Source organism: Methanoregula sp., assembly GCF_050010295.1.
Classification (GTDB): domain Archaea; phylum Halobacteriota; class Methanomicrobia; order Methanomicrobiales; family Methanospirillaceae; genus Methanoregula.
Genome location: NZ_JBEKLH010000004.1, coordinates 90336 through 104473, shown reverse-complemented (window position 1 = coordinate 104473; position 14138 = coordinate 90336). Strand labels below are relative to the sequence as shown.

Here is a 14138-nt window from a genome sequence, read left to right as displayed (position 1 = left end):
GGGTCTCCCGGTTATCTCGGGAGAGCAGCAAGGATCATGTCTTTTACACCCGGCGGGAGGTTGATCCCGTCGAGAATAACCGGGACAACGCTCATAAGCGCTTTCTGTCCTTCCGGCGTTGCTGCAAAACTTTTCAGCATATCTGTACCTTGAGGGGATGCGAGAAACTTCTTTGCTGCGTCCTGTCCATCAGGGCTGGCAAGGAAGCTTCCGATCGCCCCGCCCATTCCACCTAGACTTCCAAAATCCATGTCTGGTCACTTCACGTTATTGCTTATACCCGTTGATCCCGGATTAATTTAAACATAACCTCCCGATCGTTCCGATACTCACCTGTATGCCGAAACCGGGTGAATGCTGAAAATTATTACCCTGAACATGAAAACGAACGCGTATTCCCGCCAACTCTGCCCGAAGTTCGCCGTCCAGGGGACGGGTTCATGCCGCCGCCCCTGTTCCGAAAGTTTCCTCCGTGTATGCCAGGATACATTCCGTCGCGTGGTTCGATCTCTTTACGGCGCAGTTTTCCGGGAGTCCGCCAGGATCTAACATCGGCGCGGAATCCCCACAGATCCTAGAGCTTCTTGAGAGCCTGCACGAGCTTCCCCACAGACTCCTGCGCGTCACCGTAGAGCATCCGCGTATTGTCCCGGTAGAACAGGTCGTTCTCGATCCCGGCGAAGCCCTTCCCCTGGCCGCGCTTGAGGACGATGACGTTCTTCGCCTGATCTACGTTGAGGATCGGCATGCCGAAGAGCGGGCTGCCCTGACGGTGCGCCGCCGGGTTGACGACGTCGTTGGCCCCGATGACGAGGACGAGGTCGGTGCCCGGGAACTCTGGGTTCACCTCGTCCCGGTCGAAGAGATGGTCGTAGGCGACCCCCGCCTCGGCAAGTAGGACGTTCATGTGCCCCGGCATCCGCCCGGCAACCGGATGGATCGCGAACTTCACCCGGATGTCCTTGCTCTCGAGCAGATCGGTCAGCTCTTTGACTTTCTGCTGGGCCTGGGCAACCGCCATGCCGTAGCCGGGAGCAATGATCACTTTGTTCGCGTAGGCGAGCATGACCGCGACGTCGTCGGCCTCGATCGACTTCATACTGCCTTGGATCTGCATCCCTTTCTCCTCTGTCGCGCCAAAAGCGCCGAAGAAGACATTCAGGAGCGAGCGGTTCATCGCCCGCGCCATATTGAGCGTGAGCAGCGAACCCGCGGCGCCGACAATGATGCCCGCGACGACCATCGCATAGTTTGGGGTAGCAAACGAAAACCCGTCGAGTGCAACGGCGAGCCCGGTGAAAGCATTGTACATCGAGATCACGACGGGCATGTCCGCCCCGCCGATCGGGAGCGTCATCAGGAGCCCGAACCCGAGCGAGAGGACGAAGAACAGCGGGAGATACATGGCGACGGTAAGCGGGATCCACGACGGCTCCAAGAGGATGAGCTCACCGGACACTATGGCGAGGGCCAGGACTGCCATGTTGACGGGCTGCTGACTTGGGAAGGTGATCGGCCGCGGCCGCATCCAGCCTTGGAGCTTCAGGAACGCGATGAGGCTCCCTGCAAACGAAACGGCTCCGATGAGGCCTCCAACGACAGCGAGAGAACCAGTTGTGGCGGTGGTGGTGCCGAGGAGCCCGACGGCTGAGATCCCGGCCGCTGCGCCGCCGCCCATACCATTGTAGAGCGCGACCATCTGGGGCATGCCCGTCATTGCGACGCGCTTCGCCGCGATATAACCTAACCCCCCGCCGATGACAATCGCGATAGCCATCAGGGTAAAGTTGGTGAGGCCCGGGGTAAGGAATGTGACGAGGGTCGCGATCAGCATTGCGGCGCCTGCCCAGACGATCCCGCTCCGGGCAGTGAGCGGGTGGCTCATCCTCTGCAGGCCCACGATGAAGAAGAAGATCGTCGCAATATAGATAGGGTCGATCAGGTGGGAGAGGTCGATCATCTTAAGCCCCCTTGCCGGGCTTCTTTCCGCTGCGGTCGAACATCTGGAGGATCCGTTCCGTGACTACGTAGCCGCCGGTGACGTTTGCCGCGCCGAGGATGACCGCGACAAAACCGATAGCCTGCTCCAGGGGCGTTGCAGCGAGACCGAGCGCGACCATTGCTCCGACCAGCACGATCCCGTGGATAAAATTCGAGCCGCTCATCAGCGGCGTGTGGAGGATGACGGGGACCCGGCTGATGACTACGTAGCCGGTGAACGCGGCCAGCATCGCGATGTAGACCGCGGTCCAGAGCGTGGTCACGTCGCTCATGGCTTCACTCCGCTCAGCAGTTCGCGTGTCGGCCTATGAAGCACCTCGCCCGCGTGGACCAGGAGGCTCGCGACAAGGATCTCGTCGGTGAACTCCTCCGCGATCGCCCCTTCTTTGTCTACCAGGAGTGCAAGGAACGACTGGAGGTTCTTCGCGTACATCTGGCTGGAGTGGAACGGTACCCGAGACGGCAGGTTCTGCGGGCCCAAGATCGTGATGCCGTGCACATGGACGGTCTTCCCTGCCTGAGTCAGCTCGCAGTTGCCCCCCGATTCAGCGGCCAGATCGACGATGACGGCACCTAGCCTCATCGTCGCGACGGTCTCCCTAGTAATGAGTAGGGGGGCCTTCCGGCCGGGGATGGCGGCTGTCGTGATGACGATGTCTGCCCTCGCGACTGCAGCGGAGACCATCTGCTGCTCCTTCGCCTTCTCCTCGGGCGTCAGCTCGCGGGCGTAGCCACCCTGGCTTTCCGCATCGATCTCGAGCTCGAGGAACTTCGCTCCAAGGCTCCTGACCTGCTCCCCCGCGGCGCGCCGGACGTCGTAGGCCTCGACGATGGCACCGAGCCGCTTTGCCGTGGCGATCGCCATGAGGCCGGCAACGCCGGCACCCAGGATGAGCACGGTTGCCGGTCGTATCGTGCCTGCGGCCGTCGTCAGCATCGGGAGGAACTTCGGGCAGTTCCCGGCGCCCAGGATGGCTGCCGTGTACCCGGCAGCCGTGGCCTGGGAACTGAGTGCATCCATGCTCTGGGCGCGGGTGATCCGCGGGACGAGTTCAAGGGCAAAGGCAGTGACCCTCCGGTCGCGCATCCGGGCGACGGCCTCGAGGTTGTTCGTCGCGTTCATGAACCCGATGACGATCGTACCCCCGGCGAGTTGATCGACCTCGGCGACGGTCGGGGGCTGGACACGCAGCACGATCCGGGCACCGTCCAACAGGTCTGTCCGGCTGGTTACGATCTTCGCACCGGCGGCCGTGAAGAGTTCGTCAGGGTAGTACGCGCCTGTTCCCGCGTCATGCTCGACCCGGACCTCGAGACACAACTTCGTGAGCTTTTGGACAACCTCCGGTACTGTCGCCACGCGCTGTTCCCCTGGGGCCAGTTCTTTTGGAACGGCGACCACGACCGGCATGGCGGTCGAGCCTTTCGAACCTGTCGGGATTGTACCCTTTTCATCCTGTGCGTCGATGGGGGTACTCACAATTCCCACCCCGCTTGATCGGTTTTTTCGATACGGAACAACCTTTTCACTCCATGGATAATCTGCAATGTATCGTACCAGTTGAACCTAGACCCTTTTTATTTTACGCACTCGTACGGCTACACCGCGGCGGGACCGGGCCATCTCCTCCGTCGGGAGGGCAGCACGACCGGTAGCAACGGCTCGCGCGCCCGTGACTAGCACCTCGTCACCGACCCGTATACCCGGGTCAGCCCGGGTGACGCCCGGGACGAGCACGTCCCCTTCCGGGATGAAATCGTCAATGTATACCCGGTATCCTTCCGGGATGAGGTCCCACCCATCAAAGGTGGGGCGGAGCAAGCCTGTGCCGGTATCGATAGAGAAGAGCTGGGTCAAGCCCCTGCTGTAGAACAATTCCGGGAAATGCCCCCTGAGGGATATCCCTCTCGTATCAATGTCGCAGTTAAACTGGTACGAAACCATGCCGTGCAGCCGGTCATCCTTGATCCTGTGTTCTCCCGCAAGTGCTGAATCGAGAGCATTGAGAGCCTTCGCACCGGTAAGGTGTTCAGTACCGGAATATTCAAGGGTTATCCCGCACGCATCGGCGGCTGCCTTCGCGACCGCGAGCGCCCCGCCGTCGAGGTGGGCAATGATGCGCCGGTTATGGTGACGTTCGAAGTACCGGGCGAGGATACCTGCGATTACTGCCCGTTCTTCCGCGTCCCAGTAACCGGTGACCGGAACATCGTAATGCCCCGCCGGGTAGACACATTCCAGTTCCCGCGGCACGAGCCCAAGCGGGGAGGTGACGATCAGTTCATGGGCACGGCCCCCGACAGCCTGCTGGAATTTCCGGTGGCTCTGCGAAATGGAATAGGGTTTTTTTGCCGAACAGGGGAGGAGAACTGCAACATCCGTTTTCGGGGGGATGTACCGGGTCAGTACCCGTTCCGCGAACCGGCGGACTTCGGCCCGCTGCATGGACTCCCCCGAGTTGGCCCGCATGACCCCGCTGCGGGCGATGGGGAGATGCTGCTCCATGAACGGGTAGTGATTATCGATATAGCGCAGAATTGCGACCTGATTGGCATCGAGCCGGCAGCGGGACTCGACAAGGTCCCTCAACATTCCGGCCTCGATAAACCGGGCAGCGAGAGCGACTTCCCTGCAGAGAGCCTCGCGATTGTGTTCCCGGAGATCACCGTTCCGGCACCCGGCACACGAACAGGTCCCACCTTTCTGCATACCGGCGGGGAATTCACCTTCGGGAATGCAGAAGAGATCCTGTGCGGATCTCAGGTCAACCGCCCGGTAGTCGAACAGGTCAAACCCCGAATAACAGAGGGTGGCCACGTTTGACGGGAGCGCAGCGGCCGGGGCATACCATGCCGTGTCGGCAGGTGTCTTCTCCTTGAGCTCGACAAGCCAGTCGACATAACTCCGGGGGTTGGTAAATGCGATATGCCAGCCTGCGACCATGACACAGTCGCCGCTCTGCGCACGGTTGTCGAGGAAGGGGTGAACCTGCACTGGCTGTAATGATCCGGGCGGCGGATACGTCTGAACAAGGTGTGCCGGGGCACAGAGCGGGAGGTTTGTCCCCGAAAGGGAACGAAGGGCAGGGAACAGGTCCTCACAGTCGGCTGCAGCAGGAAGAGGTTGTCTGGCCCCGTCCAGTTCAAGGGTGGCGGTACGGGAGAGCCCGTCCCGTTTCCGGATGTTATACCGCATTATACAGCACCTCAATCTCTCCCAGTTCCTGCCGGACTATGGGTTCCCATCTCGCGCTGCAGGAGACTGCAATCCTGCTGCCGGGATGGGTTGAGCAGAGCAAACGAACCCCTTGGCATCCCCGGCGAACCATCGGTTCATCCCATTCCGGGACCTCGCTTGGCCCGATCGGGAATGTCTCCCCGAGCTCGCGGGAATAGGGGCCGAACGGGGGGCGGAAGAGCAGGGTCTCTTTGAACCCTTCACACTTATTTCCGTCGAACGAGACCAGGACGGTGTCTTCAAGTCTCAGGCGGGAAAGCATCTGCTGGTAGTGCAGCACTTCGGTTCTCGCGCAGCTCTCGTCGCCCCGGTAGAAGAACCGGCGCTTGGTGACCCGGTCGTGCAGTTCAAGGGACGGCGCATGCCCGAGCAGGGCCCGGTAACCGGAGAGCAACTGCGGGTGACCGCGGCAGCGCTCGTCCACCAGCTCCCAGAGCGTGCCGTCAACGATGGCCTGCCGGATCCGGGAGATCTCGGCGAGGGTCACGTACAGGTTATGGAGTGCAAGCAGGCGTTCCCGGTCCGGGGCGGTGCGGAGCTCTTCGGCAGTATACGTGCGGCACACTGAACAGGCGCAGGGGAGATCGGCCAGTTCGTCCAGCCGGAAGCTCCCGTGAACGGTCAGGTACCGCCCGGCTTTTGCATAAAGGGCATAGGCCGCCGAATCGAACAGGTCGCAGCCCATCGCGGTGGCAAGCGCGAACATCGACGGGTGGCCGGCGCCGAACAGATGGGTGCAGGCAGCCGGGGAGAGGGTCCGCTTGGCTGCCATGACCACGCTGACAAGGTCGCGGTAGCGGTACGACTCCATGAGCGGGACCACGGCCCCGATCGGGCAGAACGAAAACCCCATGCCGGACACTTCCCGCCCCGCCTGTTCCCGGAGGTCTTCAAAGATACCGCCCTGTACCGGTCCGGCGATCGGGGCATCCCTGCCGAAGACCTCCCGTGCCTCGGCCAGCCGCCGCAGGGTAACTGCCAGTTCCTGTTCCGCTGTCTCCCGGTCGGAGGCCGGCGATGTGGGAATATCGAGCGGCACCCAGATGTCGCTTCCGATATCCCGCTGGAATGCCAGGGTCCCGGTGCTGGTGATGGAAACCTGCCCGTAGACCGAGAGCTGGAACGAACCGGAATCGGTCATGATCACGCCGTCGAACCCAAGGACTTTATGCAACCCCTCGGTCATGGCACGTTCGCGGAACTGCCTGCTCTGGGAGATAATGTAGCCGTTGGTGATGATCGCCTCAACGCCCATCTCCCGCAGCTCATGGGGGGTTACCAGCTGGAGGTGGGGGTTGATCACCGGGAGGAGCGCAGGAGTCCTGACCGTCTTTTTCCCTATTGTCAGTTTCCCGCAGCGCCCTGCGATATCGCTGTACAGGCTTTCAAATGCAATTGCCATGTCGCACCGTAGTGTCCCTTTCTATGTGCTGTGTTCAGGTTAAACGGTTGCGCCTTCAGGAATGCTCGGTAAAGATCTGGCCTTCGAATGTGAGCACTTCAACATGCGGGGATTTCCAGCAGCCGGTGGAGAGTCCTGCTTTCGTACAGGTATGATCGAGGAATGTTTTTGCGTCCCAGGAGTATTCAGTTGCTACCTGAGGGAGCAGGAGGCCGCTCGTACCCATGCCCCGGATGATAAGCCCGTGTTTTCCCACGACCACCCGGCCCGGACGCTGCTCAGGTGTTCCTTTGAGGCATTCCGGGGCGCTCAGGATGGTTACTTCAATCCGTATCCCCGGCAGTTCTTCTTTCCGCACCGGTGGGAAGCGGGGGTCTTCGAGCGCAGCTGCCGCCCCGGCATGTTCGATGGCATCACCCAGCGGCATCACCGGGTAGGGGAGCCCGATGCAGCCGCGGAGACAGCTATTCTCGGTCAGGGTGACAAACACTCCTCGTTTTTCACCAAAGACCGGTGAGGAATCCCGGGCCGGTCTGGGTTTTTTTGCAACTGCATGTTCAACAGCACCGCGTGCCAGACGCAGTGCAGCCATCCCCTCGTCACTGGATAACATGGCCATTACCCTTTGCCTGTGACTGTCTATAGTGCACCTTGTTTAACAATCTATCGAACCCGTACATCCGGCCCATCTCCCCTGCACCAGCGCTGGCCTTATCTTCTTACCGAACCCATGATTACAGGAGAGGGAGAGAGCGGCCGACGGTGACTTGCAGAGTCGCTGAGGAAAGTCCTCCCACCCACCGGTCACGCAGCCGTACGCAAGTACGGGTGGCGAGAGTCACGGCAATGGCACAGAAACGACACGGCCTGTTTTCAGTGATGATGCGGAGAAAGCCCACAAGGCATGAAGCAGGGTTCCCCTGCGAGTAACCCGTTGAGCGCTCACAGACAGGAATCGGTGAAACGGCGAACCCCTGCGGGTGCAAGCCAGAACAGGACTATGGATCGTCCGGTATCCGTCCGGGTATGGCGCATAGCTGAATGCCGCTGGAACAGAAGGAGGCTTACTCCTCCCACTCATTTACCCGAATGCTCTTGTACAGCCTTTCGGATCTTTCTTGAAACATGCGTAAACGAACGCTTTTCCCTAGGTCTGATATTCTCACAGTGGTGATTGGTGGTAACAGGACATTCATGCACTCTCACGCTCAGGAAGCTACATCTATTCGCGGATCATCAGATACCGGATAACTGCAGGAAGATTCCCATGAAACTGTCAGTATGTTTACCCAATGGCAGGGTCCGGGCACTCGCCCTTGTGGCGGGTATTGCCTTCCTCCTGATCGTGCCATCAACCGCCCTGGATCTCTCCCCGGGTTCACCCCAGACATCACTTCCGACGATATCTCAGGGGGATCCCGTATATATCCATGGGATTGCCACCGGGCACCCGTCCAACGGGCTTCAGATTTGGCTGATAGGTACGAACTACGTAAAAATTGACAATGTCATGGTGAATGACGACAATACTTACACGTACGAACTGAAATCTGCGGACACCCGGAACCTGGCTTCCGGCCAGTATGTTATGCTCATCCAGCACCCGATGATGAACGGGCAGTTTGATATAACCTACGATCCGGCAACCGGTAAGGTGATCAACCGGCAGACCGGGATCGCAATCTTCCAGCTCACCGGGGCCGGAAGCCTCCAGAGCTCCTATTCAGCCGCTGCCCTCATGCAGGCCATAAACAGCCAGAATGTTGACGATACATTTGCATCGGTCACATTCAATATCGGGAACCCCAACACGTTTATCAACCCTGTCGGAGACCACGTGACCGGCGACCAGTTCACGATTGGCGGTTCCACGAATCTTGCCTCAGGTGACAACCTCCTGGTTCAGGTCACTTCGTCCTCGTTCTACCCTACAAAAAAAACCCTGCCGTCTGGTGTCAGCGGAGCTTCCGGCATGGTCACGGTGGTCCAGGGATCGGAGGGGTATAATCAGTGGTCGTTCAAGGTGAATACTACCGGCTGGACTCCGGATGAATACCTTGTGCAGGTCTCGGGTATAACCGTGGCTGTCACCGGGTCAGCAACATTCAACCTCCTTCCTCAGATGCCGGTAGCCAATGTCTCTGTCACTCCTGCAGTCCCTGCAACACCGATAACAGGGACCACAATCCCGGTTGTTGTGAATCTCACGACCGCGAACTATCCCCCCGCGACAAAAAAGGCACCCGTTTCCGCTTTGGCCTGCATCGGTGCATGCGCGGGTGCGGCAATCGTTCTGCGGATGAAAAAGAGATAAATCCTGTCTTTTACCAGCCCAGGAACAGGGTCTTGGTCCGGGAATACTGCTCGAGCGCGTGGCTTCCGTTTTCCCTGCCAATGCCGCTTTCGCTCACGCCCCCGAACGGAATCTCCGGGGGAACCGTGAGGTGGCGGTTGACCCAGATGATCCCGGCATGCACGTTGTCGAATACTTTCCGGACGGTATGGATATTGGCAGTCCAGACTGAGGCCCCGAGGCCGAACCGGGTGGTATTGGCTTCCTGGATAGCGGCGTCGAGGTCCGGTACCGTCATGACTGGCAGGACCGGGCCGAATACTTCCTCCGTCAGAAGCCGTGAACGCCCGGAGACGTCAGAAACCAGAGTCGGGCGGTAAAAAAATCCCGCTTCATACGCTTTTCCCGTGAGGGGGCAGCCACCGGAAAGGACGGTGCCGTCATTATTCTCATGGGTTTCTTCAACCAGCCGGGCGATGCGTTCCCGCTGGACCGCACTGTTCAGGGGCCCCATCTCCGTTTTCGGGCCAAGGCCGTTGCCGACATTCAATGCATCGATGCGGGATTTCAGTTTCCGGAGAAACGTCCCGGAAACCTTTTCGTGGACGTACAGGCGCTTGACTGCAGTACAGGTCTGCCCGGCGTTGTAGAATCTGCCCCTGATCGCTCCTTCCACTGCCTTGTCAATATGGGCATCGTCCATAACGATCATGGGATCCGAACCCCCCAGTTCGAGTGTCAGCTCTTTTGGGTGGGCCGCAGCGAGTGCCCGTATCTTCCCACCGGTCTCGCTGTTGCCGGTAAACGAGATCTTCCGCACAAGCGGGTGCCGGACGAGGGCTTCCCCGACCGTCTCTCCCCACCCGGTAACGACGTTGAGTACTCCCGGCGGAAGACCGCTTTCCTCAAGAATCCCTGCCAGGGTGAGGTTTGCGAGGGGTGTTGACGATGCCGGTTTGACCACGAGGGTATTTCCGGCAAGCAGGGCGGGTCCCACTTTCCAGCCCATGATTATCACCGGCATATTCCAGGGAATGATGGCCCCGCAGACACCGAGTGGTTCCCGGGTGACGAGGCAGTCCCCCGCCGGGCCGAGACGGGACAGCTCTCCGGTCTGGTGGGCAGATATACCGGCGTAGAATTCAAGGATGCCGGCAAACCCCCGCACTTCATCGATCGATTCTTTCAGCGGCTTTCCCTGTTCGGTTGTAAGGAGACGGGCGACATCGCGGTGCCGCTCGCGCACGACCCCTGCGGCACGGAAGAGGATCATCCCCCGTTCCCTAGTGGTTTTCTGTTTCCAGCCGGCAAATGCTGCCTCTGCTACCTCAACCGCCCGGTTCACGTCTTCAGAAGACCCAAAGGGAACCCGGTCAACCAGTTCACCGGTCGCTGGATTTTTTACTTCTATCGATGTCCCGTCAAGCGAGCCTGTTCCGGTTCCGCCAATCCTCATCTGCATATGTCCGTCACCCTCCCCTTCCTGTATTTTCATATTGACCTGAACGTTAAAAAACATACAATAGCACCATTCCGGAGCGGTTTCCTGGGTCATCCCTACGGTATTGCCGTCGTGGAATCATTCCTTACGCAAAACTATTTCTTGGCAGACTCTGATGTCTGCCTGAGAAGCGATGCCAGATAATCCTGAGGAGTTCCCGGCAACACCCGGACCGTCGCCGCTGATACCGGCCGTCCCGGCAGAACAATCTCCACCGGAATTACTTCCTGAAGCTTCAGATCTTACCTGGGAGAAGTCCGTTGAGAAATCTGCAAAACCCGTTGCCGTGATGTTCTATTCCCCCGGCTGCGCGTTCTGTCGCCAGATAGAACCGTATTTCAGGAATTATGCTGCCGAATACCGCGACACCGTTGTCTTTATCCGCCTGAACGTCATGACCAGCCCGTGGACTGCCGAACGGTACGGCGTGCGAAGCACCCCCACGTTCAAGTTCTTCTGTGACGGCAAGCCCGTGCAGGAGATGGTCGGCGCCGTTTATCCGGCGATTCTGAAAAAGATGGTGGATGAAGTGCTGGTGCATGGCAAGGAATGCGCGAAGAGATCAACATCCATCGATTACGAGATCACCGGATATGGATGAATGCGTTCAGGGTGGCGGGCATCCCGGATGCATTTCAGCAATGGCCTGAATCCGTCCGGGAGAAGACGGGTGAAGAACGTATCCGGGCAACCGATGATGAAGGTATTCACTGTACCTGTCCGCAATGTCCTTCGTACACCCTGCCTGCAAAGGAAAATGGCGAACTCTTCTTTGTATCTCCGGTAAAACCGGCCCTGTCTCTCGGAGGACCGGGGATGTTCCTGCGGGAATTGCCCGGTTGCGAGGACCTAGGATGATGTACCACGATCTCTGTCAGAAAGGAGGTGAGGGCAGCCCGCGGTACGAGATGGAGGTCTGCTGACCTTTTTCAGTCGAGGTTCCGGCTGCAGCCGCACAGTATTGCCGCTTCTGACACGGCTTTTGCAACGGCCTGCGTCACACCCTTGTCAAGGATGTTGGGAAGGATCCGGTCGTGGCGGGGTTTTTGTACATACTCCGCAATTGCATGCGCTGCTACGATCTTCATCTCATCCGTGATACGGGTCGCACGGGCATCGAGAGCACCGCGGAAGATCCCCGGGAAAGCGAGAACGTTGTTGATCTGGTTGGGGAAATCGCTTCTCCCGGTCCCTACTACAACAGCCCCTGCGTGCCTGGCAGCGTCCGGCCAGATCTCGGGAACCGGATTTGCCATGGCGAATACGATGGCATCCTTGTTCATCGACCTGACCATCTCTTCAGAGAGGACATCCGGGGCAGAAACGCCGATAAAGACGTCTGCACCTCTCATCGCGTCAGCAAGAGACCCGCAGAGAGCCGGCTTATTGGTCTCTTCGGCTATGATAAACTTGTACTTGTTCTTGTAAAGGCCTTCACGTCCCCGGAAGATGGTCCCCTTGGTGTCGCAGACGATGATCTCGTTGACCGTTGTACATACATTCGGGTTATACCCGATACATTTCAGCAGCCGGGTGATTGCAAAACCTGCCGCCCCGGCGCCACAGATCACGATATTCAGATCAGGGTATTTTTTGCCGGTGACTTTGCAGGCATTCAGAAGTGCTGCGAGGACAACAACCGCAGTGCCGTGTTGGTCGTCATGCATCACCGGTATCCCGATGTCCTGAAGCGCGTCCTCGACCTCAAAACATTTCGGGGCTGCAATATCCTCAAGGTTGATGCCGCCGAAGACCGGTGCAATATTTTTTACCTGGTCAGTAAAATCGGTCTCATAGCTCTCGAAACAGATCGGGAATGCATCGACACCGGCAAACTCCTTGAAAAGGATCGCTTTTCCCTCCATGACCGGGATCGCTGCGTACCCCCCGATGTTCCCGAGACCGAGAACGGCAGAGCCGTCGGTGACTATCGCAATGGTATTCGCTTTAAGCGTATACTTATAGGCGAGGTTCCTGTCTTTCATGATCTCCCGGCACACTTCGGCAACGCCCGGCGTATATGCCCGGGAAAGGTCGGCCTTATCCCTCAACGGGACTTTCGGGCGGATCTCAAGTTTTCCACGGTGCTTTGCATGCAGGGCAAGCGCTTCAGCATAGATCTCGTCACTTCCTGGTGAAAACTGCAACCGGATTCTTCTCCTGTACGAGAAAATGTCGGGACAGGTAAAGAAGTTAGTGGTAGGACAGGAGTAATGCTATAGGGCAATGGTCCCGGCACTGTACCAATGTCTGCGATTATCTGTCGGGTCGTGAAGAAGATTATAAGGCAAGGATGAACAACTATATACATTACAGTATAACTTAGTCAATCAGCCTGCCATCGTCAGCTGCGTCTACGCATCCCTTTACGTCAACCAGATCCTCTGATAGTTCGGAAATATAAAAGGGAACAGACACGGTTCCAGAAGTTTTAAAACAAGACGCCCCGGCCGAGGGGACTTTGTCGAGGTTGGAATTCATGCCATTCCAACGTTTTTCCATAAAATTTGAACCTCCATGGGTTCTACCAAAGAGATCGCCGGATAAAGAAAAAAAGTTTTGTATTGGGGGGGAAAGTTAACTGCTGATTTCCGATTTTCATCTAAAAAAATTCCATATCAACTGACAACATATTAGAAGCCGGCAGATCTATTCAGGTATCTTCATTAAAAATGCTTGGGAAATATTCCAGAATCCGGTTCAGTTCTGAATCCGTGATCCCGCCATCTCTGGTTTGAATTGAATACTCCAGAATGAATTCTCTGGCAGTGCCCTGACTGATAAGCTCACAAATGTTAGATTCACCCTGCTTTAGCGACCAGTGGCGGATATAGTAATGTAACACTCCGTTTAGTGCCTTATGGGCAAAAAGATCGGTTCCTTGGGTAACCTGGTTGCTGCTATCTGGCGAATGTCGCGGTGACTGACAGAGCAGTACATCCGTTTTGGGATCCAGCGCTAGATGCCGCCATCTAGGAATCATCAAGAGAATGTCCCTCAATCATTCTACTAATCCCACCTTGGACATCTGAAGATAAAAAGGTTCTCTAGAATCTCTTGAGAATTACAAAATTAATTAAAATTTTCTTGCGTTGTTAATGTAATGCCGGTCATTAAAGGAAAACCAAAAGAGCAAATTTCGTATAAATGCCCTCATGATCTTTTACTGAAAATCAATGCCTCGATTGAAAATGGCGAATATGCATCAAGAAATGACATAATTACAGCGGCATTACGATCATTTTTCGAGAACCACTATAACACTCCTAAAAATCAGGCGATGGAATGGTTAACTTCTGATGAGGGCGAGAAATGGATAAAAAATCTGATTACAAAAACTATTGAGAAGAAACGATAAGGGACTTATTCCTTAAATTAATAAAAAAATCAGAAAAATCAATTTATAATTTGGTTCTGTTGGATTATCGAGGGTTTTTAATTCATGTACACACTAGTAAAGTCACGATAGTGCACCAAAGTTCCATTCATACAGGGCTTGTGTATTTATGCTCTTGCAGTGACACTCAGCAATTTTTGAAGGCATTTTTCCCACTCATGCACGGACATATGGACAACGCAGGTATTACCGTAGTTTATCCGTATCTCTCCGTATTTTCTCATACCCTCAGCGATCGTAATTTTGAAATACCTTTTTGAGAGCACATTTAATAAAAAAAAGTGGTTGGATGCCCTTGTAAATCAG

At 56.9% G+C, this 14138-nt stretch carries 13 protein-coding genes and 1 other RNA gene; 5 read left to right on the top strand and 9 right to left on the bottom strand.

Going from position 1 to position 14138, the window contains the following annotated elements; all coding sequences use genetic code 11:
* Positions 1–11: 11 nt before the first annotated feature.
* The 7 genes from ABSB80_RS06485 to ABSB80_RS06455 form a co-directional block, all read right to left on the bottom strand.
* Complete coding sequence (locus tag ABSB80_RS06485) at positions 12–251, bottom strand: hypothetical protein (protein WP_428369342.1); 240 nt, start codon at positions 249–251, stop codon at positions 12–14.
* A 323-nt stretch (positions 252–574) separates the two neighbouring features.
* On the bottom strand, positions 575–1960 hold the full coding sequence (locus ABSB80_RS06480) for an NAD(P)(+) transhydrogenase (Re/Si-specific) subunit beta (RefSeq protein ID WP_428369340.1): 1386 nt from the start codon (positions 1958–1960) through the stop codon (positions 575–577).
* A 1-nt stretch (position 1961) separates the two neighbouring features.
* Complete coding sequence (locus ABSB80_RS06475; RefSeq protein ID WP_428369338.1) at positions 1962–2273, bottom strand: NAD(P) transhydrogenase subunit alpha part 2; 312 nt, start codon at positions 2271–2273, stop codon at positions 1962–1964.
* A complete protein-coding gene (locus tag ABSB80_RS06470; RefSeq protein ID WP_428369336.1) occupies positions 2270–3481 on the bottom strand; it encodes a Re/Si-specific NAD(P)(+) transhydrogenase subunit alpha in 1212 nt (403 codons plus the stop codon). The genes ABSB80_RS06475 and ABSB80_RS06470 overlap by 4 nt, the downstream gene beginning before the upstream one ends.
* Before the next feature lie 87 nt (positions 3482–3568).
* Entirely contained in the window at positions 3569–5197 is a 1629-nt protein-coding gene (gene arcS, locus ABSB80_RS06465) for an archaeosine synthase subunit alpha (RefSeq protein ID WP_428369334.1), read from the bottom strand.
* A complete protein-coding gene (gene tgtA / locus ABSB80_RS06460; RefSeq protein ID WP_428369332.1) occupies positions 5187–6641 on the bottom strand; it encodes a tRNA guanosine(15) transglycosylase TgtA in 1455 nt (484 codons plus the stop codon). Before tgtA ends, arcS begins: the two co-directional genes overlap by 11 nt.
* Positions 6642–6696: 55 nt before the next feature.
* Entirely contained in the window at positions 6697–7254 is a 558-nt protein-coding gene (locus ABSB80_RS06455) for a TIGR00296 family protein (protein WP_428369330.1), read from the bottom strand.
* A 127-nt stretch (positions 7255–7381) separates the two neighbouring features.
* On the opposite strand from ABSB80_RS06455, the gene rnpB reads away from it, so the two are divergent.
* Positions 7382–7720: RNase P RNA component (gene rnpB / locus ABSB80_RS06450), an RNA gene on the top strand.
* Between the two features lie 188 nt (positions 7721–7908).
* The gene (locus ABSB80_RS06445; protein WP_428369328.1) at positions 7909–8955 is read left to right on the top strand and encodes a hypothetical protein; all 1047 of its coding nucleotides are present in this window, start codon (positions 7909–7911) and stop codon (positions 8953–8955) included.
* A gap of 10 nt (positions 8956–8965) precedes the next feature.
* On the opposite strand, the gene ABSB80_RS06440 is transcribed toward ABSB80_RS06445, so the two are convergent.
* Positions 8966–10396, bottom strand: a complete 1431-nt coding sequence (locus ABSB80_RS06440; protein ID WP_428369326.1) for an aldehyde dehydrogenase family protein — start codon at positions 10394–10396, stop codon at positions 8966–8968.
* 172 nt (positions 10397–10568) lie between these two features.
* On the opposite strand from ABSB80_RS06440, the gene ABSB80_RS06435 reads away from it, so the two are divergent.
* Together ABSB80_RS06435 and ABSB80_RS06430 are read left to right on the top strand one after the other, a co-directional pair.
* On the top strand, positions 10569–11036 hold the full coding sequence (locus ABSB80_RS06435) for a thioredoxin family protein (RefSeq protein WP_428369324.1): 468 nt from the start codon (positions 10569–10571) through the stop codon (positions 11034–11036).
* On the top strand, positions 11033–11293 hold the full coding sequence (locus ABSB80_RS06430; RefSeq protein ID WP_428369322.1) for a hypothetical protein: 261 nt from the start codon (positions 11033–11035) through the stop codon (positions 11291–11293). Before ABSB80_RS06435 ends, ABSB80_RS06430 begins: the two co-directional genes overlap by 4 nt.
* A 71-nt stretch (positions 11294–11364) precedes the next feature.
* Here ABSB80_RS06430 and ABSB80_RS06425 read toward each other — a convergent pair whose 3' ends face one another.
* A complete protein-coding gene (locus tag ABSB80_RS06425; protein WP_428369320.1) occupies positions 11365–12582 on the bottom strand; it encodes an NAD(P)-dependent malic enzyme in 1218 nt (405 codons plus the stop codon).
* Positions 12583–13538: 956 nt separating this feature from the next.
* On the opposite strand from ABSB80_RS06425, the gene ABSB80_RS06420 reads away from it, so the two are divergent.
* Positions 13539–13793, top strand: a complete 255-nt coding sequence (locus ABSB80_RS06420) for a ribbon-helix-helix domain-containing protein (protein ID WP_428369318.1) — start codon at positions 13539–13541, stop codon at positions 13791–13793.
* The last annotated feature ends 345 nt before the right edge of the window (positions 13794–14138 follow it).

What these genes read in the sequence shown, in the direction of transcription:
- ABSB80_RS06485 (WP_428369342.1), bottom strand. Translation starts at nt 251, where the DNA reads ATGGATTTTGGAAGTCTAGGTGGAATGGGCGGGGCGATCGGAAGCTTC.
- ABSB80_RS06480 (WP_428369340.1), bottom strand. Translation starts at nt 1,960, where the DNA reads ATGATCGACCTCTCCCACCTGATCGACCCTATCTATATTGCGACGATC.
- ABSB80_RS06475 (WP_428369338.1), bottom strand. Translation starts at nt 2,273, where the DNA reads ATGAGCGACGTGACCACGCTCTGGACCGCGGTCTACATCGCGATGCTG.
- arcS (WP_428369334.1), bottom strand. Translation starts at nt 5,197, where the DNA reads ATGCGGTATAACATCCGGAAACGGGACGGGCTCTCCCGTACCGCCACC.
- tgtA (WP_428369332.1), bottom strand. Translation starts at nt 6,641, where the DNA reads ATGGCAATTGCATTTGAAAGCCTGTACAGCGATATCGCAGGGCGCTGC.
- ABSB80_RS06455 (WP_428369330.1), bottom strand. Translation starts at nt 7,254, where the DNA reads ATGTTATCCAGTGACGAGGGGATGGCTGCACTGCGTCTGGCACGCGGT.
- ABSB80_RS06445 (WP_428369328.1), top strand. Translation starts at nt 7,909, where the DNA reads ATGAAACTGTCAGTATGTTTACCCAATGGCAGGGTCCGGGCACTCGCC.
- ABSB80_RS06440 (WP_428369326.1), bottom strand. Translation starts at nt 10,396, where the DNA reads ATGCAGATGAGGATTGGCGGAACCGGAACAGGCTCGCTTGACGGGACA.
- ABSB80_RS06435 (WP_428369324.1), top strand. Translation starts at nt 10,569, where the DNA reads ATGCCAGATAATCCTGAGGAGTTCCCGGCAACACCCGGACCGTCGCCG.
- ABSB80_RS06430 (WP_428369322.1), top strand. Translation starts at nt 11,033, where the DNA reads ATGAATGCGTTCAGGGTGGCGGGCATCCCGGATGCATTTCAGCAATGG.
- ABSB80_RS06420 (WP_428369318.1), top strand. Translation starts at nt 13,539, where the DNA reads ATGCCGGTCATTAAAGGAAAACCAAAAGAGCAAATTTCGTATAAATGC.